Origin of the sequence: Blastopirellula marina DSM 3645, from assembly GCF_000153105.1 — a bacterium.
In the GTDB taxonomy this organism is placed as follows: Bacteria; Planctomycetota; Planctomycetia; order Pirellulales; family Pirellulaceae; genus Blastopirellula; species Blastopirellula marina.
On sequence record NZ_CH672377.1, the window covers coordinates 367,787 to 393,768 of the forward strand.

General features: G+C 57.5%; 17 protein-coding genes and 1 tRNA gene. 10 read left to right on the forward strand and 8 right to left on the reverse strand.

Translation table 11 applies throughout. The features are described from left to right. The first annotated feature begins 62 nt into the window (after window positions 1–62). The 5 genes from DSM3645_RS20590 to DSM3645_RS20610 all read left to right on the forward strand — a co-directional run bounded on the left by DSM3645_RS20590 (window position 63) and on the right by DSM3645_RS20610 (window position 7,176). Window positions 63–695: a class I SAM-dependent methyltransferase gene (locus DSM3645_RS20590; RefSeq protein ID WP_002654490.1), complete on the forward strand. Its 633-nt coding sequence runs from the start codon at window positions 63–65 to the stop codon at window positions 693–695. A gap of 237 nt (window positions 696–932) precedes the next feature. Then, a complete protein-coding gene (locus tag DSM3645_RS20595; protein ID WP_237564901.1) occupies window positions 933–2,291 on the forward strand; it encodes a hypothetical protein in 1,359 nt (452 codons plus the stop codon). 402 nt (window positions 2,292–2,693) lie between these two features. After that, complete coding sequence (locus DSM3645_RS20600) at window positions 2,694–3,371, forward strand: hypothetical protein (RefSeq protein WP_002654492.1); 678 nt, start codon at window positions 2,694–2,696, stop codon at window positions 3,369–3,371. A 196-nt stretch (window positions 3,372–3,567) separates the two neighbouring features. Next, entirely contained in the window at window positions 3,568–6,234 is a 2,667-nt protein-coding gene (locus DSM3645_RS20605) for a sodium:solute symporter family transporter (RefSeq protein ID WP_237564902.1), read from the forward strand. 135 nt (window positions 6,235–6,369) lie between these two features. Beyond that, on the forward strand, window positions 6,370–7,176 hold the full coding sequence (locus tag DSM3645_RS20610; RefSeq protein ID WP_002654494.1) for a DUF1338 domain-containing protein: 807 nt from the start codon (window positions 6,370–6,372) through the stop codon (window positions 7,174–7,176). On the opposite strand, the gene astB is transcribed toward DSM3645_RS20610, so the two are convergent. The 5 genes from astB to DSM3645_RS20635 all read right to left on the reverse strand — a co-directional run bounded on the left by astB (window position 7,173) and on the right by DSM3645_RS20635 (window position 13,671). Further along, window positions 7,173–8,498: an N-succinylarginine dihydrolase gene (gene astB / locus DSM3645_RS20615; RefSeq protein WP_002654495.1), complete on the reverse strand. Its 1,326-nt coding sequence runs from the start codon at window positions 8,496–8,498 to the stop codon at window positions 7,173–7,175. The genes DSM3645_RS20610 and astB overlap by 4 nt on opposite strands. Beyond that, window positions 8,495–9,928, reverse strand: a complete 1,434-nt coding sequence (locus DSM3645_RS20620) for a succinylglutamate-semialdehyde dehydrogenase (RefSeq protein WP_002654496.1) — start codon at window positions 9,926–9,928, stop codon at window positions 8,495–8,497. Before DSM3645_RS20620 ends, astB begins: the two co-directional genes overlap by 4 nt. Before the next feature lie 2 nt (window positions 9,929–9,930). Then, window positions 9,931–10,980, reverse strand: a complete 1,050-nt coding sequence (locus DSM3645_RS20625; protein ID WP_002654497.1) for an arginine N-succinyltransferase — start codon at window positions 10,978–10,980, stop codon at window positions 9,931–9,933. A gap of 11 nt (window positions 10,981–10,991) precedes the next feature. Further along, on the reverse strand, window positions 10,992–12,389 hold the full coding sequence (locus DSM3645_RS20630; protein WP_002654498.1) for an aminotransferase class III-fold pyridoxal phosphate-dependent enzyme: 1,398 nt from the start codon (window positions 12,387–12,389) through the stop codon (window positions 10,992–10,994). A gap of 85 nt (window positions 12,390–12,474) precedes the next feature. Continuing rightward, window positions 12,475–13,671, reverse strand: a complete 1,197-nt coding sequence (locus tag DSM3645_RS20635) for a hydrolase (protein ID WP_002654499.1) — start codon at window positions 13,669–13,671, stop codon at window positions 12,475–12,477. Between the two features lie 191 nt (window positions 13,672–13,862). On the opposite strand from DSM3645_RS20635, the gene DSM3645_RS20640 reads away from it, so the two are divergent. Genes DSM3645_RS20640 through DSM3645_RS20650 form a run of 3 tightly spaced genes read left to right on the forward strand, consistent with a single transcriptional unit; the run spans window position 13,863 to window position 18,859 of the window. Further along, window positions 13,863–16,304, forward strand: a complete 2,442-nt coding sequence (locus tag DSM3645_RS20640) for a DUF1592 domain-containing protein (RefSeq protein WP_002654500.1) — start codon at window positions 13,863–13,865, stop codon at window positions 16,302–16,304. A gap of 3 nt (window positions 16,305–16,307) precedes the next feature. Further along, window positions 16,308–17,708, forward strand: coding sequence for a DUF1552 domain-containing protein (locus tag DSM3645_RS20645; RefSeq protein ID WP_002654501.1), 1,401 nt, complete (start codon window positions 16,308–16,310; stop codon window positions 17,706–17,708). A gap of 5 nt (window positions 17,709–17,713) precedes the next feature. Continuing rightward, window positions 17,714–18,859 carry a hypothetical protein gene (locus DSM3645_RS20650; protein ID WP_131282756.1) on the forward strand — a complete coding sequence of 382 codons (1,146 nt, stop codon included), beginning with the start codon at window positions 17,714–17,716 and terminating at the stop codon, window positions 18,857–18,859. Between the two features lie 90 nt (window positions 18,860–18,949). Here the strand turns inward: DSM3645_RS20650 and DSM3645_RS20655 are convergent. Next, window positions 18,950–19,029, reverse strand: a tRNA-Ser gene (locus DSM3645_RS20655). Window positions 19,030–19,298: 269 nt separating this feature from the next. On the opposite strand from DSM3645_RS20655, the gene DSM3645_RS20660 reads away from it, so the two are divergent. Beyond that, the gene (locus DSM3645_RS20660) at window positions 19,299–19,487 is read left to right on the forward strand and encodes a DUF6800 family protein (RefSeq protein ID WP_002654503.1); all 189 of its coding nucleotides are present in this window, start codon (window positions 19,299–19,301) and stop codon (window positions 19,485–19,487) included. A 114-nt stretch (window positions 19,488–19,601) separates the two neighbouring features. On the opposite strand, the gene clpB is transcribed toward DSM3645_RS20660, so the two are convergent. Continuing rightward, window positions 19,602–22,265 (reverse strand): ATP-dependent chaperone ClpB, encoded by a 2,664-nt coding sequence (clpB, locus tag DSM3645_RS20665; RefSeq protein WP_040353138.1) that lies wholly within the window; start codon window positions 22,263–22,265, stop codon window positions 19,602–19,604. 210 nt (window positions 22,266–22,475) lie between these two features. After that, a complete protein-coding gene (gene dnaK / locus DSM3645_RS20670; RefSeq protein ID WP_002654505.1) occupies window positions 22,476–24,416 on the reverse strand; it encodes a molecular chaperone DnaK in 1,941 nt (646 codons plus the stop codon). Between the two features lie 310 nt (window positions 24,417–24,726). On the opposite strand from dnaK, the gene pheA reads away from it, so the two are divergent. Beyond that, a complete protein-coding gene (gene pheA, locus DSM3645_RS20675) occupies window positions 24,727–25,821 on the forward strand; it encodes a prephenate dehydratase (RefSeq protein ID WP_002654507.1) in 1,095 nt (364 codons plus the stop codon). Window positions 25,822–25,982: the final 161 nt, after the last annotated feature.

Here is a 25,982-nt window from a genome sequence, read left to right on the forward strand (position 1 = left end):
TATTTTCGCTTGGCCTCCTTCCGCTGTGAGTTGAAAATCTAACCGGAACGCGTGGAGCGACCATGACCAACGAGTGGACCAAGCCAGAGCATTCGCGCGCCTACTTGCGGCGAGCCAAACGTCAGACGCAGCGTCAAATGGGAGACGAGACGCTGCTGGCCGAGTTGCCGCCCGATTGTCGCCGCGTGCTGGATCTTGGCTGCGGCGCCGGCCATCTGTTAGGGCTGGTGCTCGAGCGATTTCCAGAAGCCAGCGGCGTGGGGATGGACTTTTCCGCGACCATGCTGGAGCAAGCCCAGCTTCGCTTCGGGGATGATCCCCGCGTCGAACTGATCGAGCGCAGTCTCGATGATCCGTTGCCGCTGTTGGGACCGTTCGACGCGATCGTTTCCAGCTTCGCGATTCACCACTGCAGCGACGCGCGGAAACAGGCGATTTACGAAGAAGCGTTTGCGCAACTCCGCCCCGGCGGCGTCTTCGGCAATCTCGAGCATGTCGCATCGCCGACCGTCGCGATGCACGAGCGATTCTTACGCGAACTGCATATTCCGCTCGCCGAAGATGACCCTTCGAACCAATTGCTCGCTGCCGGCACACAGCTGCAATGGCTGTGCGAAATCGGCTATGAAGAAGTCGACTGCTACTGGAAATGGCGCGAAATGGCGCTGTTGATCGGCAAAAAGCCCACTCTCTAACCCCGCAGACTGGTCTCGGGCGATTCCAAAATTACGGAATCCGGAATTTCAGTTGCAATCGGCGGCCAGATCCCCGATAAAGAAGTCCCGCCAGGATATCACGAGACATCGCCCTCTGCCTCGTGATGCCTGCGTCCGCTCGATCGCCTGCCTAATTTCTCTGTCGGGAGAACCTTGATGAAGTCGCCGCTTCGCCTTCTTTTGCTCATCGTTATCGGCTGTTGCTCCGTTTCGAAAGTGTCCGCGGAGGAACTTCGCCTGGCGACATTCGAGGTCGACGCTTCTCCTCGAATCGGAGCGCCGTTGGCCTATGACCCAACGAAAGAAGTGACTTGGCCGCTGAGCTGTCGCGGCGTTGTTTTGCTGGGCGCCGACAAACCGATCGTCCTGTGCACCGTCGACTGGATCGGAGTTGCGAATGATTCCAATCGCTTGTTCCGGCAAAAGCTGGCCGCGGCCGTCGGCACGACCAGCGACCGTGTCGCCGTCCATACGCTGCATCAGCATGATGCGCCGCGCTGCGATTTGGGCGCCGCCGCGCTGTTGGCCAAATACGATGCGGAAAAGCAACATTACGATGTCCCGTTTCTGCGGGACGTGATCGACCGGGCGGCCAACGCAGCCGCCGAGTCGATCAAGCAGACGAACCCTGTTTCTAGCATTTCGATCGCCGCCGCCGAAGTTCACGATGTCGCTTCCAATCGCCGCATGTTGAATGAAGAGGGCAAAGTCGTCATCACCCGCTATACGGCCTGCGCCGATCCGAAGATCCGCAGCTTGCCGGTCGGCGTCATCGATCCAATGTTGCGTCTGGTCGCTTTCTACGATGGCGAAAAGCCGCTCGCGGTGATCACCACCTACGCGACGCATCCGCAAAGCTACTACCGCACCGGCGGCGCCAATCCAGACTTTCCCGGAATGGCCCGCGATCAGCGCCAAAAGGAAACCGGCGTCTTTCATCTGCACTTCAACGGCGCCGGCGGTAATATCGGCGCCGGCAAATTTAACGACGGATCCCACGCAAATCGTCAAGTGCTGGCCGATCGGGTTGCCGACAGCATGCGACGCGCCTGGGAGTCGCCAACGAAGCAGCCGATCAGCGCCAGCGATGTGGCCTGGAAGAGCGTCGGCGTTCAATTGCCGGCGGCGGCGCACTTGGACGGCGAGGCGCTGGCCGCGACGGTCGCTGACGACAAGACGCCGGCTGCGCTGCGCGTTCATGCGGCCGACAAGCTCTCTTATTTCAACAGCTTGCAAGCAGGCGAAAAGCTGAACATCGGCTGCTTGAGCATCGCGGATACGCGAATTCTGTTCCTGCCGGGAGAGTTGTTTGTCGAATACCAATTGGCGGCGCAGCATATGCGGCCCGATAAAAATGTCTTGATGGCCGCTTATGGGGATTATGGGCCGTTTTATATCGGCACCCGCGTCGCCTATTGGCAAGGAGGCTACGAGACCAGCGAGCGAGCGACGAATGTCTCGCTCGACGTCGAGCAAGTGCTCACCACCGCGATGGCGACGCTATTGGATGTTCCGAACACCAAAGTACGTCCCAACGACTTTACCGATACCAGTGGTCCCGGTCTGCCGAAATAGTTTCACCGCAGTTGCGGTGATCAAGGAAGCGAGACGGCCGCGCGGCAAATTGCCAGAGTCGGCCTTTCTTTTTAGATCGGCCGCCAGTTTTGCTCGTAGGCCTACTTTCCCGCTCTAATCGTCTCGGCCAACTCGCTTCTTATGTGGCGCCAAGCACCATGTTGGTAATCGCCCCTCCGGCGATGATTTGAAGAACGCTCTGAACTTGCCGGATACCGGGACAGGCAATCGACCGAATCTCTGTGACCGTCCGAACGTCGGCGACCGCGTGAATGTGGGTGACAAAACCGATATCGGTGATCGTACGAGATCGGCGGCGGCGATCGCATCAATACCGGCGACATCAACATCAACGCCGGCAACAAGATTGGGATCAACAACCGTCAGACCAACATCAACTCGATGCGCAACAAGTGGACGAAGGTTGAAAATCGTCCTTTCAATAACAATTACTGGAATAACAATCGCTTCCACAATAACCCCGCCTGGCGCTGGCAAGCGGGTTGGAATCGTTATCCCGGCAACTGGTGTTGGCGTCCCTACGTTTGGACCACGATGGGAACCTGGTTCGCTTGGTCTTGGCCGCAACCTTACCCGTATGACGATGGAACGAACGTCGTTTATCGTGACAACTACGTCTATGTCAACGATCAGCAATATGCGTCCGCCGATCAGTACTATCAACAAGCCGATACGATCGCGGAAAGCATCCCGCAGGATGCTGATCCCCCAAAGATCGAATGGATGCCGCTGGGCGTTTTCGCCATCTGCGAACAGAACGCGGCCGACACCGGCCTGTTGATCCAATTGGCCGTGAGCATAAACGGGATCATCGCGGGTACGTTCTACAACGACATCGCCGACTCAGGACGTCCCCTGCAAGGAATGGTCGATCAAAAGACGCAGCGTGCGGCCTGGAAGTTCGCCGACGATAAGAATACCGATGTGGTGATGAAAACCGGAATCTACAACTTCACGAAAGAGGAATCGACGGCCCTCGTTCACTATGGTGAAGAGAAAACCGAAACTTGGCTGATCGTTCGCATGCCTGCTCCAGACGCCGAGACCACGACGAAGTAACTGTGATACACAGTTGATTCAAGCCGGATCTGGCGACGCTTTGCAGTGTCGCCAGATTTTTTTGTGCGCGGCCAGGCGCGAATCTCACCAGAGAGGCTCGCAACTTCGATCAAAATAGCGATGTCTTGGCGGCCGCACAAAAGCGAACTAGAATCCTTTCCACCACACCTTAGATTGCTATACCTGCCCTCGCCCCATGAACTCTCGACAACACATGGATCGCGTTGGGGCGATTGATTGGAGAACGCCAAGCGTGCAGATATCGTTTTTCTCGAATTCGCGTCGTTTCTGTTGTCTCGTTCTCGCCAGCATCTTCTTGTCGACTTGGGCGATCCCTTCGGTCGAAGCTCGCGATTGGCTCAAGTGGCAAGAGCTGCCGCCGCTGCCTAACGACCTGGGTGTCGCGGGACCTTTCGCCGGCGTCGACAACGACGCGCTGATCGTCGCCGGCGGCGCTAATTTTCCGCGCCCCGTCTGGGAGAACGACAAGCAGTGGGTCGATCAGATTCATGTGCTGGTCAAACAGCAAGCGGAATACGTCTGGCGTGACGGTGGACGATTGCCGAGACCGATCGCCTATGGCGCCGCCGTTTCGACGCCGAGCGGCCTGTTATGTATCGGCGGCAACGACGCCGAGCAAGTTTATAGCGACGTCTTTCTCTTGCGTTGGGATGGAACGAAAGTCACGACAATCCCCTGCCCTGCACTGCCGGCGCCTTGCTGCTATTGCCAAGCGGCGGTGATCGGCACAACGGCTTACGTCGCCTGCGGTCAACAAGACCTGGGGCTGGAGAGCGCGACGAACACCCTCTGGGCGCTGGATCTCACCAAGTTGTCCGAAACGGTCCCCCAACCATGGAAGTCGCTTCCGCCGCTTCCGGGACCAACGCGCGCCTTTGCGTTGGTAGCGGCGCAACATGACGGATTTCGCGATTCGCTGTATGTGATCGGCGGGCGTCGTTTGGAAGCAGGCGCTGCTCAATTCTTACGCGACGTCTGGCGCTATGAACCGATGGCCAACGAGTGGAAGCGTCGCCGCGATGCGCCGCGCAATATCATGGCCGGCGAAGCGATTGGAATGGGACAAAGCCATATCTTGATCTTGGGGGGAGCCGACGAAAGCAACTTTGACAATTCGGACGAACTCAAAGATCAGCACCCCGGTTTTCCTCGCGAAGCGTTGAGCTATCACACAATTACCGACTCTTGGTCATCGGCCGGCGCGATTCCAGAAAACGTGGTGACGACCACGGCGGTTCGCTGGGATGGAGCGATCATCTTGCCGAGCGGTGAAATCCGGCCTCGCGTTCGCACTCCGCATATCTGGCGCATTACGCCGATTGCTTCCGATAAAAGCTTCGGCACGCTCAACTATCTCGTCCTCTTCGCTTATCTCTTGGCGATGGTCGGCGTCGGCGTTTATTTCGCGCGGTTGAATAAAAACACCGACGACTTCTTTCGCGGCGGGATGCGCATTCCGTGGTGGGCGGCAGGCTGCAGCATCTTCGCCACCATGTTAAGTTCGCTGACCTTTACCGGGATCCCCTCCAAAGCGTACGCCCAGGATTGGGTCTACGCGATTGGCAACTTGACGATTCCACTGGTTGCGATTGTCGCCGTCTACGTCGCACTACCTTTCTATCGCCGAATCGACGCAACTAGCGCCTATGAATATTTGGAAATGCGTTTTGGCCGACCGGTTCGCGTTTTCGCCAGCGCCAGTTTCGCTCTGTTCCATATCTTTCGGATGGCGGTCGTCATGTCGTTGACCGGTTTGGCTCTCGCGGTGGCGACTCCCCTTTCGCCGGCGCAGTCGGTCTTGCTGATGGGCGTACTGAGCATTCTCTATTGCACCATGGGTGGGATCGAAGCGGTGATTTGGACCGATACGATTCAAACCGTCGTGCTGCTCGGAGGAGCGATGCTGGCGATCGGCTTGCTCATTTCGGGAGTCGACGGCGGCGTCAGCGGCTTTCTTTCGATCGCCGCGAGCGACAGCAAGTTCAACCTGACGAACCTGCACTGGGATGCAACCGATGCGCAAACGGCGTTTTGGGTGATCGTCGTCGGCTCGATCGCGCAAAACCTCTCGTCGTACACCGCGGACCAGGCAGTCGTACAGCGCTACATGACAACCCCCAACGAGACGCTCGCCGCTCGATCGATTTGGACCAACGCCGTCCTCGCGGTTCCGGCGACGCTCCTCTTCTTTGGCATCGGCACGGCGCTGCATGCGTTCTATCAATCGAATCCCGAGAAGTTGGATCCCACGATTACGACCGATCAAATATTCCCCCTGTTCATTGCCCGCGAAATCCCCGCCGGGCTCGCCGGCCTGATTGTAGCCGGTATCTTTGCGGCGGCTCAGTCGACCGTTTCGACCAGCATGAACTCGACGGCGACGACGATTGTGACCGACTTTCTCAAACCGCTAAATTGCTGTCGAACCGAGCATGGCTATTTGAACGCCGCGCGACTTTGTACGCTGCTGATTGGGATCGCCGGCACAAGTCTAGGACTCGTCTTCGCTAATCCTGAGATTCGCTCGTTATTTGACGCGTTCATCATGGTGATCGGTCTCTTCATGGGCGTACTGGGAGGTCTGTTTCTGTTGGGTGCGCTCACTCGGCGAGCCAATCAGTTTGGCGCGATGACTGGGGCTCTGGTGGGCGCCGGCGTCATGTTCGTCCTGTGGAAATACTCCCCGCTCAACGGTTATCTCTACACCGCGTGCGGAATCACGGTTTGTTTTGTCGTCGGCTATGTCGCTAGTTTGGCTACGCCGAAATCGAGTCGCGATCTCGCAGGCCTGACGATCTTTGACGAGCGCAATACGGCGGCGGACGTCTCAACGGATGAATAAGGAGCGTCGTGCGATGAATTCAACGTTTTATTCCGCGTCGACCTTCGCTAGCAGATTCGCCGCGTCTCGATCAGGTGGGTACAATTAGGCAGGAACATTATCTGCTCTTTCGGCCACGCATCGCGCAGAGATCACATGTCGATTCCCGTCTCTGAATTGATCCAGCAGCTTTGGGACACGTTTCGCCAGATGAATCCCCAAGCGGGTCAGATTGTCGACCTGTTGGCGCAGCGCGGCGATCCTTTGCAAAACGATCACATCGCGTTTCGCACCTTCAATGATCCGCGCATCGGCGTTGCTCGCTTGGCCGAGCCATTTCTCGCCGACGGATATGTCGTCGGCGACGAGTATCACTTTGCTGAAAAGAAACTTTACGCCCAACATTTCGAGCATGCGGACCCCAGTCATCCAAAGATCTTTATCAGCGAGTTGCTGCTTGAGAAGTTTGATCTGCCGCTGCGGCAAACGGTCGATAAACTGATCGAACAAATCGATCTAACGGCGATCGACGCCGATCATCCGCTGTGCATCGCCGGCCGACCTTGGCACGTTTCGTACGAAGTCTGGAAATCGCTCCGTGATCAAAGTGAGTACGCCGCGTGGATGGCTGCGCATGGATATTGCGCCAACCACTTCACGGTCTTCGTTAACGCGTTAAAGTCAGTCTCGTCGTTGAAGGAACTGAATGCGTTGCTCGTTGCGCAAGGATTTCAGCTCAACCGCGAAGGAGGCGAGATCAAAGGTTCTCCCAGCGTCTTTCTCGAACAATCGTCGACCACCGCGCCGGAGATCGAAGTCGAGTTCACCGATGGCGTCCATGCGGCGCCGGGCTGCTACTTTGAGTTCGCTCAGCGTTACCCGCTGCCTAACGGTAAACTCTTCTCTGGTTTCGTCGCCAAAAGCGCCGACAAAATCTTTCAAAGCACCGACAGTCGCAGCTAGGGCAACAAGCGTTCGTTTCCCAAGATCTGCCCTAGATCGTCAAATGCGCGCTCGACTTCGTTCACAAGATCGGGGTCGGCCAAATCGGCGATCGACAGTTCATCGCGGTAGTGCTTCTCGATCCAGACTTGCAGCCGTTGGTGCAACTGCGGGGTCCAAATAATCGAACGCGGCAAAGCGGCGAACTCGTCTCGCGTCATCACCACGCGCAGCCGTAGACAAGCGGGGCCGCCGCCGTTGTGCATGCTCTGCCGAACATCGACAAACTCGCACTGGCTGATTGGATTCTCTTCCCTTAACAACCGCTCGATCACTTGCTGCGCCGCTCGAGAACGCTCGCACTCCGCCGGGCAAATCAGCGTCATCGATCCGCCGGTTGTCGTCAGCAATTGACTATTGAAAAAGTATGTCCGCACCGCTTCTGCCAGCGGCAGCTCTTGGTCACAAATCACGAGCGTCGTCAAATCGCCGCCGAACGGATGCTGCAATCGGCTCAACACGGCCGCTTGATCGACAAACGCATGCTCGTGCACCAAAAGAACCGAAGCATTACCAACCGCAATCACGTCGTTATGAAACACGCCGGCGTCAATCGCTCGGCGACTCTGCTGAGCAAAAACGGTTACCTCCGGCGATAGTCCATGCTGCTTGGCGATTTGTTCCGACGCTTGTTTGGCTTGTCGCGCCGGAAATCGAGTTTCTGGATCGGTCTTCTCAGCGCCGCTGCGACCATAGACAAACAGCTCCACTCCACGCTGCTCGTATCGCCGGCAAAACCGCGTATGATTGGCCGCGCCTTCATCGCTGTACTCGATCCGGCCGGCCAGCGGATCGTGCACCACAAAAAATCGTTCGTCGGCAAAAATCTCTCGCAACAGCTTCGTCGTTTGCTCTACTTCCAGCTTCCGATGCGGCATACTGATCAGATTGGCCGGCGTCAAATGGATGCGTCCGTCCAAAGTATCGGCGCTTGGTGACACGGTGGCTGCGTTCGCGGCCCACATCGCCGAAGCGCTATAGGCGACGCTCAACAGATCTGGCCGCTCTCTCGCAACCGCAGCAATCACGTGGCGCGCATCGCCGCTGAATCCATGTTCGCGTAAAAAACCAAAATGGGGTCGCCGCTGCGGCGGGAAGAACGCTTGCGGTACGCCGAGCTCCGCGACAAGCTTCATCTTCGCAAGTCCCTCCAGCGCCGCGCGCCGCGGTGACGAGCTTTGATGCCGGTGGGAAAGGGAGGCCAAATTGCCGGCCGATAGCCCGCCAAAGTGATGCGTGGGACCGAGCAAACCGTCAAAGTTGACTTCCATCGCTCCGTTCACCGATCATTCCTCTCCGGCGGCGTCGCCGGTTCGAGTCCAGCAACCGGAATGTTGCAGAAATCGGTCGCGAAATAGCCCGCCGGTCGATAGTTGCCGCTCTGTCCCATTCCGCCGAACGGCAGTCTGCCGCTAGCGCCGGTGGTCGGCAGATTCCAATTCACCAGTCCGGCGTTCACCTGACGACGGAAGCGCTGAAAGTCATCGTGACCCCCCCCCAGAAGTCCGGCGACCAAACCAAAACGCGTCTGATTCGCTTCGCGGATCGCCGCGCTAAAATCGTCGACGCGAATCACCTGCAACAGCGGTCCAAACATTTCTTCATCCGATCGCGATCCGCACGTCGTTACATCGATCAAGCCTGGCGAAAGAAACGCCGGGCCGCTCGGCATCCGTCGACTTTCCAAGATCGGAACTGCGCCGCCTGCGACCAACCGCTGCTGCTGGCTCAAGATTCGCTCGGCGGCGGCCGCGTGAATCAGTGGTCCCATAAACGGCTCTGGATTCGCATCGGCTGCGCCCACGGCAATTTGGGAGGTCTTCTCCTGCAACTGCTGTAGAAAAGCGGCGCTCTCGCCTACCAAGATCAACCGGCGAACGCACGTGCAACGTTGGCCCGATGTCAAAAACGCCGATTGAATCACCTGATTGAGCATCGACAGGTTTTGGTCAGGCTCCAGCACGACCAACGGATTATTCCCCCCCAACTCGAGCGCTAGCAGCACTTCGGGCCGATGGACCAGCGTCTCACGCAGCTTCAACCCGGTCGTCAGACTTCCGGTAAAGAAGAGTCCGCGTAAGTCGGCATGTTCGGCAATCAAGCGTCCTGTCGCAGCGCCTCCTTGCAGTAGGTTGAACACGCCCGGCGGCAGTCCCGCTTCGTTCCACAGTTTGGTCGTTAGCTCGGCTACTTGCGGCGTCAGTTCGCTAGGCTTGAACAGGACGCTGTTGCCGGCAAGCAGCGCCGGAACGATTTGCCCGTTGGCGATATGGGCCGGAAAATTAAAGGGGCCATAGACCGCGACGACCCCCAACGGACGATACCAGGTCCGTCCGATCCGCCCGTTTAGATCCAACGTCTCTTCTGGGCGGCGGCGCTGCTGGGCATTTATCGTGACTTCGATTTTTGCTGCAACCGCGTCCACTTCGGTCGCCGCGTCCCAGAGCGGCTTTCCTACTTCGGCGGAGATTGCTTGCGTCATCGCATCGCGATTCGCGCGAACCGCGCCCGCAAAAGCACGCAGCGAAGTCGCGCGCTCTTCCCAAGGGAGCGCACTCCAGGGAATCTGCGCCTCGACCGCGGCGAGAAAAGCGTCATCCACATCCGCGCTGTTGGCGGCGTTTCCTTTCCACACAACCTGCTCGGTCGCCGGATTGAGCGAAGTAAACGGCTCGCCGCTTCCTTCGCGCCATTGTCCATCGATTTGTAACATCGCTAGATCTCCGCTCTCAGATCGACATAGCGCACCGAGTCCCCGATCTGCACTTCCAAGGCGTCGGCCAACGCTCGTTCTACCACCACCCCATCCTCTCGCTGCAAAAGCAAACCGCCAGCCGCGCGAAACGTGGTCCCCACCGTTGTGGCGATACATTTCCGAAACGCCCCCAACACGGCAGGCGTCTCCAGAATCTCGACAATCACGCCGACACGGCTATCGCGAATCGCGCGAATCTCTGCTCGTTTGCACTGCAAAATCGGCCCCGCTTCAAAGATATCGACCAGATCCCGCAGGCGCAAGCCTTCACTTTCTAACAAGCGTCGCGCGGGTGCGGTGAGTTCATGAACGGCGCCGATCGACGCCTGAGCTGCGGCCGGAAGCAGCGCCACATAAATCGGGTGTCGCGGCATCAGCTTTTCGATGAACTCTTTGTTGTACAAACTCAACATATCGGCATTGGGAAAATCAATCCCAAAGAAGTGATGCCCAAGCGCTTCCCAAAAGGGACTGTTCCCCTGCGCGTCGATAACTCCTCGCATCTCCGCAATCACTTCGGATTCAAACAATTCGGGATAATTCGCCATGAAGAGAAATCGGCACAGCGAAAGGACGCGTCCCACTCCTCCACCCCGATAATCGCTCCGCAGAAACAAACTGCCGATCTCGGTCGGCCCGTCATGTTCTCTCAGCAGATAGAGGACCTGATGCTCGTAGTGCAACTGCAGCGTTTCCGACTTATGGATGTCGGTTCGGATTTGATAGGCGTAAAACGGCTTGAATCCTCCCACCTTCGGCACAATCCCGCAGGTGCCGACGATTTGCTTGGACTGTTTCTCCTCCATCACGAACAAAAACAGTTCGTGCTGCACCGAGTCATCATCCATCTGGGAAAACGAGCGCACGCTTTGCCGCACCCGTTTTTCCATGAGCGCCGCATCACGGGGAAGCGTCGTCAGCCCCGTCGCGGTAAGTTGAGCCAATTCGTTCAACTGCGTCAGATCATCGATCTGCACCGGGCGAACGACCAGTTGCGCTGCTTGGCTCATACGGAACTCTCCTATTGCTCATGATGAAGACGCAGCAGCGTTTGCTCCAGAATATCGCAGACCGCATCGATCTCGTCATCCGTGACCGCCAACAGCGACGGCAAAAAGCGAATCCGCGTCGGCTCGGAGCCGGCCGCAAATGCGATCACCCCTGCCGAGAAGAGTTCAAACAGCACCTTCTTCGCCATGCCGCTCGATCCGTCCAAAGCGGTCAGCGCAACCATCCCGCCGACGCCCCACGGCCCGCTGATGACATCCGGGTGTTGTCGCCGCAGCTTTTCAAACCGCTCGCAAAACCGCCGCTGAATCTGGGCGTTGCGTCCGTCAGCGCCATAGAAACCGCCGGTCTCCAGTTGAGTGAGAATAAACCGCGCGGCCAACAGCGCGCTGGTCGACGCGGTGAATGTTTGGCTCAACAACCCCGGCTGGGGATTCATCGCATCGCCAAACAGGGTCGCACAGACCTGCGTCATTTTGCCAACGGTCACGATGTCGGCGTATTCGTCCAACTGCAACATTTGATAGGCGAAGGGAGCCAGCGTGCGACCGAAGGTTTGAATTTCATCAAAGTAGATCGGCACGCTCGCTTGTCGCAGTTCCTGGCAGAGGACTTCAAAGAATGCTCGCGGCGCCGTGCGATAGCCTCCTTCTCCTTGCACGAGTTCCATCATGAAACCGCAATGCGCAGCAGGATAGCGCGCCAGATGCGACCGGAGCGCCGTTAGCGCCGCTTGCTGACTCTCTTCTTTTCGGTCGGCGTCGTAGAACGGCACAAAGTCGACCGGAACCGTCGCCGGAAGGCCGGCGCGATACTGCGGGCGATCGGTCACTTGAGAAAGCACTAGCGATCTGCCTGCAAATGCGTGATCGAACGCTAAGATCCGCTGCGAGCCGGCGCGATATTGAAACAAGATCTTCAGCGCGTTCTCATTCGCCATCGCTCCGCTTGAAGTTAGAAAGCAATGGTCGAGCTTGGCGCCTTGTCGATTGGCGAGCGTCACCAGTTGGCGACAAACTTCCAGCGATTCGCTGTTTTGCTGCAAGTTTCCCTGCATCACCGTATCTTCCAGCGCGGCGTCGATCAGAATGTCGAGCAACTGCGGATGACTATGACCGCAGACATGAACGCCGATTCCCGAAATCATATCGTACTTAACGCCGCCATCGGCCAGTTCGACCAGACTGCCGCGACCGATGCCGCTGCCGAGAAAAGGATAGTAGAGCGCATTGCCGCGTAGAGCGGCGAACTGATCGAGCGCTGCTTTATAGTCCGTTTGCAACTCGGCTTGCGCGTCGCAGCGAGCAAGTTGTCCCGCATGATCGGCCAGCGCCTCGCGAAGCAACAGCTTGGCCTGGGCGACTCGCGGGTCCGCTCGCAAACTCTCCGCATTCAACTTCGGCTGATCCATACCTATATCTCCGTTGCGCTGCCTACTCTTCAATTATACGCCATCGCTGAAAAAAGAAGTGGGACGGTCGGCGGTCGAAGTTCGCTTAAATCTCTGCGCGACTCTTGGTAATGAGCAAACTTGCCGACAATTTCGCGCGCTCGGCCAGACTGTCGCGCCACATGAATTCGGCCGTCGAATGAATGTTGCCGCCGCGAACTCCCAGCGTGTCCACGTTGGGCACGCCGAGCGCCGTCAAGCGATTTCCATCGCAAACGCCGCCGGAAGTTTCCCATTGCAAGTGGAGCCCCAACTGCTGACCGCAGTCGCAAATCTGCGTCAGCAGTTCTTTGTGCCGCGCGTCGAGCAATTTCGGAGGCGCGGAGAATCGACCATGCTGCGTCAGGGAGATTCCCTCCGTCGTTCGCGCTACGATCTGGTTGATCGCCGCCGCGATCTCTCTTTCCAAGTCAGGCGCCGGATAGCGAATGTTAAAACGGACAACCGCCGCGTCAGGCACCACATTGTACGGCGCGCCTCCTTCGATCCGCGCTACATTGATCGTCACGCCGGGCCAACGACCATTGAGATTGTGCAGATCCGCGGCCACCGTAGCGGCGGCGACAACGGCGTTTCGCCCTAGAGCGAACTCGCGCCCGGCATGGGCCGATTTGCCGTGCGCAACGATCGAAAAATTTCCAGAGCCGCCGCGTTGTCCAACCAGATTGCCATTGGGCAAGCTCGGCTCATAGAGCAGCCCAAAGTCGGCGCCCGGCGCGTACTTGGCGAATACGTCGGCCGAGGAAGGAGAACCGATCTCTTCGTCGGTATTCAAGATCACCCGCCAACCCAGTTGCTGATCGCCGGACTCGGCGACATAACGCTCCAGCGCATGGAGTGCGTACAGTAGAACGACCAAACCTCCCTTGGCGTCGGCGACGCCGGGTCCTGCGATCTCGGCTGTTGAGCAATGGACTGTTTGAAAGGAAGAATCGGCAGGATAGACCGTATCCAGATGGATCGATAAAACGGCCTGTAGCGGCGCTTCACGGCGACGCGTCATCACCAGCGCGTCTGCTAGCGGCATGGCCACCGACTCGCCGCGTGAGTCCACTTCGCTGTGACTCGCTAAGGGGACGCGGCAAATCTCATCGGCAAGCGGCTCGAAGTGGCTGACGACCTCTTCCGTAAGGCGTTTTACGCCAGCGAGATGATACGTCCCCGAGTTAATCGACGCCCAGTCGATCAGCAGATCTTCCATCGCGATTTGCTGCGAGTCGATCCATCGGAGTACCGCATCCATACTTCGTTTCCTGTGCGTTGCTCGCCCGATTTTAAGTATAGCACGTCGGAAACGACGGTCTTAAGCACAACGACGCTGCGATTTCTAGACGTTCAAAGATCAGAACAAAATTCTTGACGCGACTCCTCCCAACGGACTATAAACAAACTTCTCGCCATCATCGCTTCCCGCCTCCAATCCCACGATTCCTCATGCCGCGACTGTCGTCTCAGTTCGTTCTTGCGCTGATGCTGTGCATCTTGTTCGATGCCGGCAGAACGCAAGCAGAAACGCCATCCCACGCAGCTTTCTCCGACGCGATCGGTCCGTACGTCCAGCAGAACTGCATTCGCTGCCATGGCCCCGATCTGCAGGAAGGAGATTTTCGTATCGATACGCTTTCTACCGATGTCGGCGGAGGCCCTTCGGTCAATCGCTGGCGGGAAGTAATCGAAAAAATCAACAACGGCGAGATGCCCCCCGAGGACGAACCCAATCTTCCTTCGGCCGAACGGAACGCCGAAATCGTGGAATGGCTTGCGACGCGCATCGAAGAAGGAAAAGCGGCGCGGCTCGCGAAAAAAGAACCGGTCTCGTTCCATCGACTGACCCGCGATGAGTATGCGAATACCGTCGCCGATTTGCTCGGCGTTCGCTTTGGCGTCGCCGATCCGAGCGGGCTGAACGAAGACGCCCAATGGCACGGCTTCGAGCGAATCGGCTCAGTCCTCTCCCTATCGGCGTCGCATATCGAAAAATACTATAGCGCCGCCGAGCGAATCCTAGACGAAGCGTATCCGACGCGCCCGATCGAATCGAAGGTCGTTCGCAAGCGCGCCCTCGATTTGCGCGGCGGGCCGTCCGGCCAACAAATCAAAGAGTTAGAAGAACAAGGGCTCGCTGACAAAGTTCGCGTCGATATGTGGCCCGGCCATGAAATCCGCGGGGGTCGACCTGGCCCCGATAGCGCCATGCTGAAAAACGGCGGAATTTTCAAAGTCCGTATCCAGGTCAGCGGGTTAAAACCGGTCGGTGGTCGCGCGCCGCACCTGACCTTCTATGCCGACAAAATCGATCGCTTGCTGTTTGAGCAAGACATTCTGGCTCCAGAAGACGAGCCGACAATTGTCGAGTTCACCGTCGATCTGCCGGCCGGCGGGCACTCGTTTCAACTGACGAACGATGTGCCGGGTCCTTCGAACTTGCCTCGTTCCGGCCGGAGTGGTCAGAAACCTTTTTTCAGTCTTCAAGATGGGCGCATCCCCTGGCAGATTAAATTGACGGACGAAGAAGGGGTTCCCCTTTATCCCTTTCTGATCGTTGACTGGATCGAATGGGAAGGTCCCCTTCAACCCAGCGACGTCACCGAGAAGCGGGCTCGCTATATGCCAGCCGAGAGCGGCGACATGGATCAGGCTCGTACTTGCTTGGCGCGACTGTGCGAAGCGGCGTTCCGCCGACCGGTCGAGACCGACGAGGTCGACCAATACTTCCAAATCGTCGAAAGCGAAATCGCCGCCGGATCTGACTTTCGCCAAGCGATGAAGACCGGCATGTTGGCGATTCTTTGCTCGAAAAATTTTCTGTTTGTGATCGAAGGAGACCTTGAGCATCCCCAGGCGAATCTGAATGACTTTGAACTAGCGGCGCGGCTCTCCTACCTGTTGTGGAGCACGATGCCGGATGACGAACTATTTGCCCTGGCGCGAGACGACAAGCTGCATGAACCAGACATTCTCCAGCAGCAGTTCGATCGCATGTTGGCCGACGAGCGAGCCGAAAAGTTTTGCCATGATTTTCCTCGCCAATGGCTGCAGATGCACAAGCTGGGAATGTTTCCGCCGAACAAAGATCTGTATCCCGACTACGATCCCCACCTCGAACGGAGCATGAGCGGCGAGACGTTCGCCTTCTTCCAAGAAGTGCTCCAGAAAAACTTGAGTCTGCGCGAATTCATTGACTCGGATTGGACGATGGTGAATCCGCGTCTCGCGATCCATTACGGGATTGATGGAATCGAGCAGGATCAATTCCAGCGCGTGGCGCTCGCGCCGGATGATCAGCGGGGAGGTCTGCTGACGCAAGCGGCCGTATTATCCCTGACTTCCGACGGAACGCGACATCGTCCTGTACACCGCGGCGTCTGGGTCTTGCAATCGGTCTTCGGCAAAACGCCTCCCCCGCCGCCGGCCAACGTGGATGCGATCGAACCGAATCCGGTCGATTCGCCCAAGGCGACGATTCGGATGAAGTTGGAGGCGCACAAGCATGATCCCAACTGCGCTGCGTGTCATCGCAAAATCGATCCATTGGGGCTAGCGTTCGACAACTTTGACGCGATCGGTCGTTGGCGAGAAGAAGAAGTCGTGGCGCAAGGAGTCGGCGCCAATCCGCCGGTCGATCCCAGCGGCGTACTGCCGGACGGTCGCAAGTTCGCTACACCTCACGAATTCAAACAATTGCTGCTGGCCGATCTCGATCCGTTCAACCAGACCTTTATCGAAAAATTAGCGACCTACTCGCTCCGCCGCACGATGACCGTCGACGACCGAGAGGATTTAGCGGCGATTGCAAAACGTAGCAAGGATGCCGATTACCGCGTGCGTGATCTGGTGAAAGCGCTGGTACTTTCCGACCTGTTTCAGAAACGGTGATAGATGAGCCATTTCAATTTCAATCGTTGGAGAATCAACCGACGTCACGCACTGCGCGGACTGGGCGCTACGCTGGGCTTGCCGCTGCTCAACTGCATGGACTCCGGCCAAAAAGCGGTCGCTAAAGAACAAGAGAACCCCGGCGCAGCGGCCGGCAAACCGAAACGATCGGTCTTTGTTTACATCCCTAACGGCGTCAACACGCTCACCTGGCAAATCGAGAAAGCAGGCGCCGACTATGAGCTGAGCGCTCCGCTGAAATCGCTCGAAGCGCATCGCCAACAAATCACGCCGATCAGCGGTCTGCACCATCCCAACGGACTTGGCCAAGCCCACGAGTGTGACAAGATCTGGCTGACTGCGGCGAAGATCAGTCAAGAAGGAGGCGCGTTTCGCAATAGCGTCTCGGCCGACCAAATGATGGCCGAAGTCACGTCGCCGCATACGCGGTTCTCGTCCCTGGAACTCGCGATCACCGGCGGTTCGCTCGCCTGGTCGCGCGACGGGATTCCGTTGCCATCCGAGCGCCGTCCCAAACAGATCTTTGATCGCTTGTTCGGCGTCGAGCCCGGCGGCGCCGAAACCGCAAAACGCAATCTCAATCGTCGCGGCAGCGTGTTAGATACGCTGCTGGAAGACGCCGACAGCTTCCGCAAACAAATCGGCGCCGAGGATCGCAACAAGCTGGACGAATATCTCCACGCCGTTCGCGACGTAGAAAAGCGTACCCAGCGCAGCTACGAATGGCTCGACATTCCGAAGCCGTCGGTCGCCGCCGAAACCAAAACGAAACTGACGCGCGACATTCCGCAAACCGACGCCGGCGACTACTACCGCACTATCTACGACTTGATGGTGCTGGCGCTGCGGACCGATATGACCCGCGTGATCACCTGCATGAGCGGAAGCGAAAGCAACGGCCTGGCGATCCCAGAAATCGGCGTCATGCAGACGCGTCATGAGCTCTCGCATCACAACGGCGACCCCGAGCAACTGCGCCGTCTGACGCAAACCGACACCTTTTTGGCGGAGCAGTTGTCCTACTTCCTTAGCCAATTGAAGTCGTACCAGGAAGAAGATGACGAGACCCTCTTGGATCGAACCATGGTCTTGTTCGGCAGCGGCATGGCGTACGGCCACAGTCACGGCAACGCCAACTTGCCGATGGTCTTGGCCGGCGGCGCTTCGCTCGGCCTGAAGCATGGTCAGCACATCGACTTTAATCTGCCGAAAATAGAAACCTACAATTTGGACGACGCCAGATCTCACTACGGCGTCTGCTCGCGTCCCGTCGACAGCGACGCTCATCTCAGCAATCTGCTGCTGACGATGGTTCAAAAAATGGATGTTCCCGTCGATTCCTTCGGCGATAGCAACGGCGTCATAAAAGAAATTCTAGGATAACTCGCGTGCGAAATTTAATCTGTTTGTCGCTACTGCTATCTGGAATCTGTTTTGCGGGACAGCTTCCGGCGGAAGAGCCGTTTCGGACCGATGAGAACGGCGACGAGAAACTTGCCTGGTATCAAGTCGAACCGCACAAATTTCCCCCAGCTGGATCGGCCCACTATTTTACCGGTGAACTGATCGAGATGGATCATGTCCACCGAGCCGGCATGCTGCGCGTCTCTCGCACCGACAAGCAGCGCCGCCACAACTGGGATACGCCGATCAACTTCCGCATGTTGCCGTACGGGTCGCTGACGTATCACGGAGCGCCGGCCGCACTGCGCGATATTCCGATCGGCACGCATCTGCACGGCTGGTTCTACGTGAAAGATAAGGACGAAGAGATTCCCAAGGTCTACTTCAACCGTCAAAGCATCGAAAAGGACTTTTCCCAGGCCTACCGCCTAGTCGACGATTTCAGCTACTACGACGAGCAGAAACGACTATTTCAAGTCGAGTCGGTCGATCTGATGACCATGAAGTTAACGCTGCGCGGCGTCGAAACCGAAACGGACAAACGGGATGACGCGACGATCGAAATTGATCTAACGCCGGCTACCCGCGTCTATCTAGGAAAGCAATTCGGCGCGCTCGAAGATATCCAACCCGGCCAAAAAGTCTTGTTCAATCTCACCTGGGCGACGCTCTACGGCGTGGGTCGCTGCACCGACCTCTGGCTGGATGACGAGAGTCGCGAGCTGGCCCGCCAACAACAGTTAGCGCAACATCGCTTGCATCTGAAATACCGCGGCATACCAGGCTGGATCGATGAAGTCGACAATCAAAAGCGGATCGTCACCGTCACCCTGTTTGGCGGCGTAGACCCCCATCTTTTGGAAGACTTCCGTCCCAATACTTCCGTCACCGGCGTCGTCGCCGAACCAACGCTCCAAACCTATGACCAGGTCAACGACCGCAAGAGCGGCCCCTTACTTAGCATCCAAGAGATCGAGTTGGCGCCCGGCAGCAGCGGACGGCAAGTCCGCTTTCAGCCGCAACTGTTACTAGAAGGCTATCGCCCAGGCCGCATCATCCGCCTCTTCCCCGGCGGTTGGCCCGTCATCACCATCCCCCAAGACGAAACCCTCTGGCCCGAACGCGGCTAGCGCCCCAATCCCAAAACGCACAATCCGCCCCATCAACCGCGATTGCATAAAAAAAGCCGACTTGCGATCAAACACAAGCCGGCTCCCAAGCGGAGGCGGAGGGATTCGAACCCCCAACGGTTGCCCGCGACGGTTTTCAAGACCGCTCCCTAACCATTCGGCTCGCCTCCTGATTTGTCCCGATTGCGACACGGCGGTCGCTGGGGAAGGGATTTAATGTATCGACGGGGCGAAAGATTGTCAACGCAACCCTTCGCTCTGTAATAGGTTACAGCGGATGCCGGCTTTTTTTCTGGGGATGCTTCCTTAGGACCCATTTTATGGATCGCGGTTCACCGGCGCCAGCGACTGGTCATTGACGTAAATGCCGGGAATCGCTATCTTTATCCGTTTACTACGACATCAACTACCACAATATACAGTGTTTTAGGAGAATCACGTGCCGGTTATTAGCGAGCGTGGGAAAGAGCTGAAACGTCGTCGTCATCGTGCGAAATCGTACACGAAGTTCAAAGCGATTCTGGCGAAGAATCCGTCTGGCGAGATGAAGGCCCGCATTGCTGAGAAGCTGCGCCGTATGACTCCTTCGGCCGAACAGCTGATCAAAGAGTGGAAACTCATTGGTTAATGCTGGCCTGCTTGGATTAGGTTCTTCCTCCTAGTCGCGGCGGCTGACTGAATGCAAATCAAAAGAGGCTCGGCGAAACCGCCGAGCCTCTTTTTTTTTCCGCCCCTGGCAATCCTACTCGCTGAGCGAGTCAGGACGATATTTTTGAAACTGAAACGCGCCGTCGGCGTAGTCGATAGTTATGCCGTCTCCTTCGCCGATGTCTCCTTTCAAAATCGTGGTCGCCAGCGCGTTCTGCAACTGATTTTGAATCACACGCTTCAACGGACGCGCCCCAAAAGTTGGGTCGTACCCTTCCTCCGACAGCTCGTCTTTGGCCGCAGGCGTGATGACCAGTTCGATTCCGTTCTCTTGCAACTGCTTCGCGAGAAATCCAACCTGGATCTCCACGATGTGTCGCAACTGCTCTTTCGAAAGCGGTTTGAAGACAATCGTCTCGTCGATGCGATTCAAAAACTCGGGCAAAAAGTGGGTCCGCAAACTGGCCTGAGCCGCGTCGCGCACCTCTTCGTCGGTTCCTCCCTCGGCCGCGATCTGCTGGATCGCCTGGCTGCCGATGTTGCTGGTCATTACGACGATCGTATTGGTGAAGTCGACCGTATGACCGTGATTGTCGGTCAGGCGCCCATCGTCCAACACTTGCAGCAAGATGTTGAAGACGTCGCGATGCGCCTTCTCGATCTCGTCGAGCAAAATCACGCTGTAAGGACGCCGGCGAACCGCTTCGGTCAGCTTGCCCCCTTCTTCGTAACCGACGTATCCGGGAGGAGCGCCGATCAAACGACTGACGGCATGCCGCTCCATATACTCGCTCATGTCGATGCGAACCATCGCGTGCTCGTCATCAAACAAGATCTCGGCGAGCGCTTTGCAAAGCTCAGTCTTTCCCACGCCGGTCGGCCCCAGGAAAATAAATGAACCGATCGGTCGATTGGTCGCTTGCATTCCGCTCCGACTTCGTCGGACCGCGTTGGCGACCGCTTCGACCGCTTCATCCTGGCCGACGACCCGTTGATGCAGCCGTTCTTCCAGCACGAGCAGCTTGGCTCGTTCCGATTCGATCATCCGCGTGACCGGAATTCCGGTCCACTGGCTGACGACCTCGGCGATTTCTTCCTCGGTAACCTGCTCGCGCAGCAACCGCCGCTCCGGCTTTTTTCCTTCTTTCGCGGCGTCCGAGTGATCGACTTCCGCATCCATCCGCGCGGTCAACGCATCCCGTTTCTTCTGCAACTCAAATAGTTGTTGGTAATCCGACTCTGACACCGGGGCGCCGCTCGCTTGCTTCTCTTGAATCGACGCATGCAATTGCGAAAACTGCAGCTCGAGCTGGGCCAGCTCATGCCGAACCTTGGTGACGTCTCCCAACCCCAGCTTTTCGGTCTCCCATTGCTCGCGGAGCGACGCCAACTGACGACGCAGGTCGGTCATTTCGGTTTGAATCTCAGCGCGTCGTTCGACGGCCGATTCTTCGGTTTCTTCGGCCAATTGCCGATCGGCCAACTCCAATTGCGTCAGCTGACGCTGCACCGCGTCGATTTCGCCAGGCACGCTCTCCATCTCAATCGCCAAGCGGCTCGAAGCTTCATCGACCAGGTCGATCGCTTTGTCCGGCAAGAATCGATCGGTAATGTAGCGATCCGAGAGCTTCGCCGCGGCGACCAGGGCCGAGTCTTTGATCTTGATCCCATGATGCGCTTCGTAACGCGGCTTCAACCCTCGCAAAATCGCGATCGTATCTTCGACCGACGGTTCGCCGACAAAGACCGGTTGAAACCGACGTTCGAGCGCCGCATCTTTCTCGATGTATTGGCGAAACTCATCGAGCGTCGTCGCTCCAATGCACCGGAGTTCGCCCCGGGCCAGGGCCGGTTTCAACAGGTTCGCGGCATCGGCCCCCCCTTCCGCTTTGCCGGCGCCGACGACGGTATGCAGCTCGTCGATGAACAGCACGACGTGGCCGTCGGAATCCTGCACTTCTTTCAGAACCGCTTTCAGCCGCTCTTCAAACTCACCACGAAATTTGGCGCCGGCGACCAGCGCGCCCATGTCGAGCGCGACGATCCGCTTGTTCTTCAAGCTTTGCGGAACGTCTCCCTGGACGATGCGCAGCGCTAGACCTTCGGCGATCGCCGTTTTTCCAACGCCAGGCTCGCCGATTAAGACCGGATTGTTTTTGGTACGGCGCGAGAGGACTTGGATCGTGCGGCGAATCTCTTGGTCGCGGCCGATCACCGGATCGAGCTTGCCTTGGTTGGCTCGCTCGACCAGATCGATGCCATACTTCTCTAACGCCTGGAACGTCGACTCCGGATTTTGATCGGTCACGCGCGAATTGCCGCGCACCGACTGCAGCGCGGCCAATACTTCTTTGTCCGAGACGGCGTTCACCTTCAAGATCTCTTGCGCGGCGCTTTTGACGCGAGTCAGCGCCAGCATCAAGTGCTCGGTCGAGACAAAGTCATCCTTCATCACGTCCGCTTCGCGCTGCGCCGCTTGCAGCACTTGATCCAGCTCGGTCGAAAGCCCCGGCTGTCCGGCGACGCCTGTGACCTTGGGCAAGCGGCCCAACTCTGAGTCAACCAACTCCGTAATCTGGCGTCGATTGGCGCCGATCTTGTCCAACAGCGGTTTCACCACGCCATCGGCTTCGCGCAGTAAAGCGACGAGCAGATGTAACGGGGTCAACTGCGGATTACTGGCGTCCATGCAAATCGTCTGCGCATTTTGGACCGCCTCTTGAGCTTTGAGCGTGAATTTGTCGAACCGAATCGCCATCGTCCAAGCCTCCTTTGAAAAATCTGCGCACAACTTCAGCGCAGTTGTTTTTACCTGAATAGCGGCCAAAAATCGCCGAAAAAAGAGAATGCCCGAAAAGTCCAAGAGCGGGCTTCGCGCCGGCGTCGAGAGAAACTGAAGCCGGCTGTTGGCAAGCGAGATCCGCTGGGGACGATCGTCCGTCCCCAGCGTTCTCAAGCAACTTGCAGCTTAGTCTTTCTTCACTTCAAACTCAGCGTCGATCGCATCGTCGTCGCCGGAGGATCCGGCTGCTTCGGCTCCCGGGGCTTCTGCTCCGGCAGCTCCGCCAGCAGCGGCGGCTCCTTCGTACAACACTTTGCTCACCGCGTGGGAAGCTGCTTCCAGTTCGCTAATCGCCGACTTGATCGCATCGACGTCTTCGCCCTTGGCCGCTTCACGGGTTTTCTCGATCGATTGTTCCAACGGCTGTTTGTCGCTGTCGGAAAGTTTTTCACCGTTCTCTTTGATCAACTTCTCAAGCTGGAAGCACATCGATTCGGCTTGGTTGCGCAGATCGGCGAGTTCACGCTTTCGCTTATCTTCCGAAGCGTGCTCTTCGGCGTCCTTTTGCATCCGCTGAATCTCGGCTTCCGACAAGCCGGAAGACTGCTCGATTTTGACGTGCTGCTCTTTGCCGGTGCCGACATCTTTGGCCGACACGTTCAAGATGCCGTTTTGATCGAGATCAAACTTCACTTCAATTTGCGGCATGCCGCGCGGAGCCGGCGGAATTCCGTCGAGGTTGAACTGACCGAGCAAGCGGTTGTCTTCCGCCATCGGACGTTCCCCTTGGAACACGCGAATCGTCACCGCCGACTGACTGTCTTCCGCTGTCGAGAAGGTTTGCTTCTTTTCGGTCGGAATCGTCGTATTGCGCTCGACCAGCTTGGTGAAGACGCCGTTCAGCGTCTCAATACCGAGCGAAAGCGGAGTCACGTCCAACAGCAGCACGTCTTTGCGATCGCCTGACAACACGCTTCCTTGAATCGCGGCGCCAGCGGCGACCACTTCATCAGGATTCACCCCTTTGTGCGGATCTTTGCCAAAGATCTTTTTGACCATCTCCGCGACTTTGGGGATGCGCGTCGAACCACCGACCAACACGACTTCGTCGATGTCGCTCGGCTTTAGGTTGGCGTCGGCCAACGCTTTTTCGACCGGCACGCGGCAGCGCTGAATCAAGCTGTCGGTCAGCTCTTCAAACTTCGAGCGGCTGATCGACATTTGCAAGTGCTTCGGACCCGACGCGTCGGCCGTAATAAACGGCAGATTGATGTCGGTCTGCGCCTGCGAGCTCAGCTCTTTCTTCGCTTTTTCGCACGCTTCCTGCAAACGCTGCAAAGCCATCGTGTCGTTGCGAAGATCGACGCCGTGCTCTTTCTTGAACTCGTCCGCGACGTAGTGAATCAGTTCTTCGTCAAAGTCATCGCCCCCCAAGTGCGTATCGCCGTTGGTGCTGATGACTTCAAAAACGGTCCGTTCCCCTTCTTCTTCTCCTTCGGGAGGAGAAACTTCGAGGATCGAAATATCAAACGTACCGCCGCCCAAGTCGAAGACCGCGATCTTCTCGCTCTTCTGCTTGCCCAGACCATAGGCTAGCGCCGCCGCCGTCGGCTCGTTGATGATTCGCGCAACTTCCAAACCGGCGATCTGACCGGCGTCTTTGGTCGCTTGGCGTTGGGCGTCATTAAAGTAGGCCGGTACGGTGATGACCGCCTTGTTGACCTTGTGCCCCAAGTAGGACTCCGCCGCCGCTTTCAATTTTTGCAGAACCTTGGCCGAGATCTCTTGCGGAGTATACTCGGCGTCGCCAATTTTCACTTTGACGTACTCATCCGCGCCGCCTACGACTTCGTAGGGGATCATCTTCTCTTCCGAGTCGACTTCGTTGTGACGACGACCCATGAAGCGTTTGATCGAGTAGACCGTCTTCTTGGGATTGGTCACCGCCTGACGACGCGCCGGTTCGCCGACCAGGACATCCCCTTTGTCGGTGAACGCCACGACGCTCGACGTAAGCCGGTTGCCTTCCGCGTTCGGAATAATTTTGACTTCGGAACCTTCCATAATGGCGACAACCGAGTTGGTCGTCCCCAGGTCAATTCCAATGATCGTTTCGCCTTGTGCCATAATGTAGATTCCTCCTCTTATGATTCGAGGTTCCCCTCGGTTTGCGTCTTGTTTTTCGGACGGTCCATGTAGAAAGCAAGCGACATGCCAATGGGAAAAAAATCACGCAACATGAACCTAAGTCGCTATGTCAAAGTCACTTAGAAACATACCTGCCATGCCGAATTTTCCGGCCGATGCCAAATTGGCAGCAGATCTGGGCGGCGCGGCAGATGGGGGTTCGCGACGGGAGGCCGTCGATTACGATAGATGCGAACTCGTTTGACGATCGCCAGTTCGGGCGAATCGGCCCCGGCGGAGAACGGACGAAATGTCGAAAAAAAAGAGCGTGAAGCGCCCCACCCCCACCGCGCTCCAGCGCGAAGTGGACCAGCTTGACCGCGAACTGGCGGCCCTCATTCAGCAACGCGCCGACCTGATCCAGGTCGCGACCGAGTTGAAAGCGGCCGGAAATACGGTCGACGGCCTGATCGACGACGACCAACGGATCGAATCGCTCGCCCAGAAAAGCCGCGGCGCATTGCCTCCGCAGGAGATCCGGTCGATCTTTCGCGAAATCTTCAGCGGCTGCCGAAACGTCGCAGCCCGATTGAAAGTCGCGTTTCTCGGTCCCGAATACAGTTACAGCCATCAAGCGGCGATCGAAAGGTTCGGACAAAGCGCCGAGTTGGTTCCGGTCGCGACGATCGCCGCCGTGTTCGAGGAAATCAGCCGCGGAACTTGTCAGTTTGGCTTGGTCCCGGTCGAAAATTCAAGCGACGGACGCGTCACCGACACGCTCGACATGTTCGCCAAGCAGCCGCTCAAAATCTGCGGCGAAGTCCAACTGCGGATTCATCATTGCCTGCTGGCCAAATGCGATCGCGCGGCGATTCGCGAAGTCTACAGCAAGCCGCAAGCTCTCTCCCAGTGCCGCAACTGGTTGGCGAAGCATCTGCCGCAGGCCCGCGTCTGCGAAATCACCAGCACCGCCGCCGCTGCGCAATTAGCGACTCAGCAAGCAGGGGTCGCCGCGATCGCCAGCCGCGCCGCTGGAGTCAACTATGGCCTGAATTTCGCCGCAGAGAACATTGAAGACAACCCCCGCAACGTGACCCGCTTCGCCGTGATCGGCAACGAGTCTGGCAAGAAGACCGGTGACGACAAAACGGCGATGATGTTTCAGACCGAACATAAGCCGGGCGCGTTGGCCGATGCGATGAACATCTTCAAACGGAACCGGCTCAATCTGACCTGGATCGAGTCGTTTCCGGTCTCCGGCGGCGACCAGGAATATCTCTTCTTCGTCGAGATGGAAGGGCACGAAAGCGAGTTGAAAATCCGTCGCACGATCGCGGCGCTAGAAAAGAAAACGATCCGCTTTGAAGTGCTCGGCTCGTTCCGCAAAATGACCCCGACCGATTAGCGCGCCCCATTTTCGCGTAGAGCGGTTGCCAACCAGGTCAAGCGAATCGTTTGGCGGAGATCGCGCGATCAGCGATTTTGTCGCGATGGCTTCGCGGCGGATCTCGCCAAGAAAAAATAAACGGAGCGTATGCTGGATCACGCCTAGCACACACTCCGTTT

Bases quoted from the DNA above. Each gene is read 5' to 3' on its own strand.
- DSM3645_RS20645 (WP_002654501.1), top strand. From the start codon at position 16,308: ATGAGCCATTTCAATTTCAATCGTTGGAGAATCAACCGACGTCACGCA.
- DSM3645_RS20630 (WP_002654498.1), bottom strand. From the start codon at position 12,389: ATGGATCAGCCGAAGTTGAATGCGGAGAGTTTGCGAGCGGACCCGCGA.
- DSM3645_RS20590 (WP_002654490.1), top strand. From the start codon at position 63: ATGACCAACGAGTGGACCAAGCCAGAGCATTCGCGCGCCTACTTGCGG.
- DSM3645_RS20640 (WP_002654500.1), top strand. From the start codon at position 13,863: ATGCCGCGACTGTCGTCTCAGTTCGTTCTTGCGCTGATGCTGTGCATC.
- DSM3645_RS20635 (WP_002654499.1), bottom strand. From the start codon at position 13,671: ATGGATGCGGTACTCCGATGGATCGACTCGCAGCAAATCGCGATGGAA.
- DSM3645_RS20625 (WP_002654497.1), bottom strand. From the start codon at position 10,980: ATGAGCCAAGCAGCGCAACTGGTCGTTCGCCCGGTGCAGATCGATGAT.
- DSM3645_RS20605 (WP_237564902.1), top strand. From the start codon at position 3,568: ATGAACTCTCGACAACACATGGATCGCGTTGGGGCGATTGATTGGAGA.
- DSM3645_RS20600 (WP_002654492.1), top strand. From the start codon at position 2,694: ATGCGCAACAAGTGGACGAAGGTTGAAAATCGTCCTTTCAATAACAAT.
- pheA (WP_002654507.1), top strand. From the start codon at position 24,727: ATGTCGAAAAAAAAGAGCGTGAAGCGCCCCACCCCCACCGCGCTCCAG.
- DSM3645_RS20610 (WP_002654494.1), top strand. From the start codon at position 6,370: ATGTCGATTCCCGTCTCTGAATTGATCCAGCAGCTTTGGGACACGTTT.
- DSM3645_RS20620 (WP_002654496.1), bottom strand. From the start codon at position 9,928: ATGTTACAAATCGATGGACAATGGCGCGAAGGAAGCGGCGAGCCGTTT.
- dnaK (WP_002654505.1), bottom strand. From the start codon at position 24,416: ATGGCACAAGGCGAAACGATCATTGGAATTGACCTGGGGACGACCAAC.
- clpB (WP_040353138.1), bottom strand. From the start codon at position 22,265: ATGGCGATTCGGTTCGACAAATTCACGCTCAAAGCTCAAGAGGCGGTC.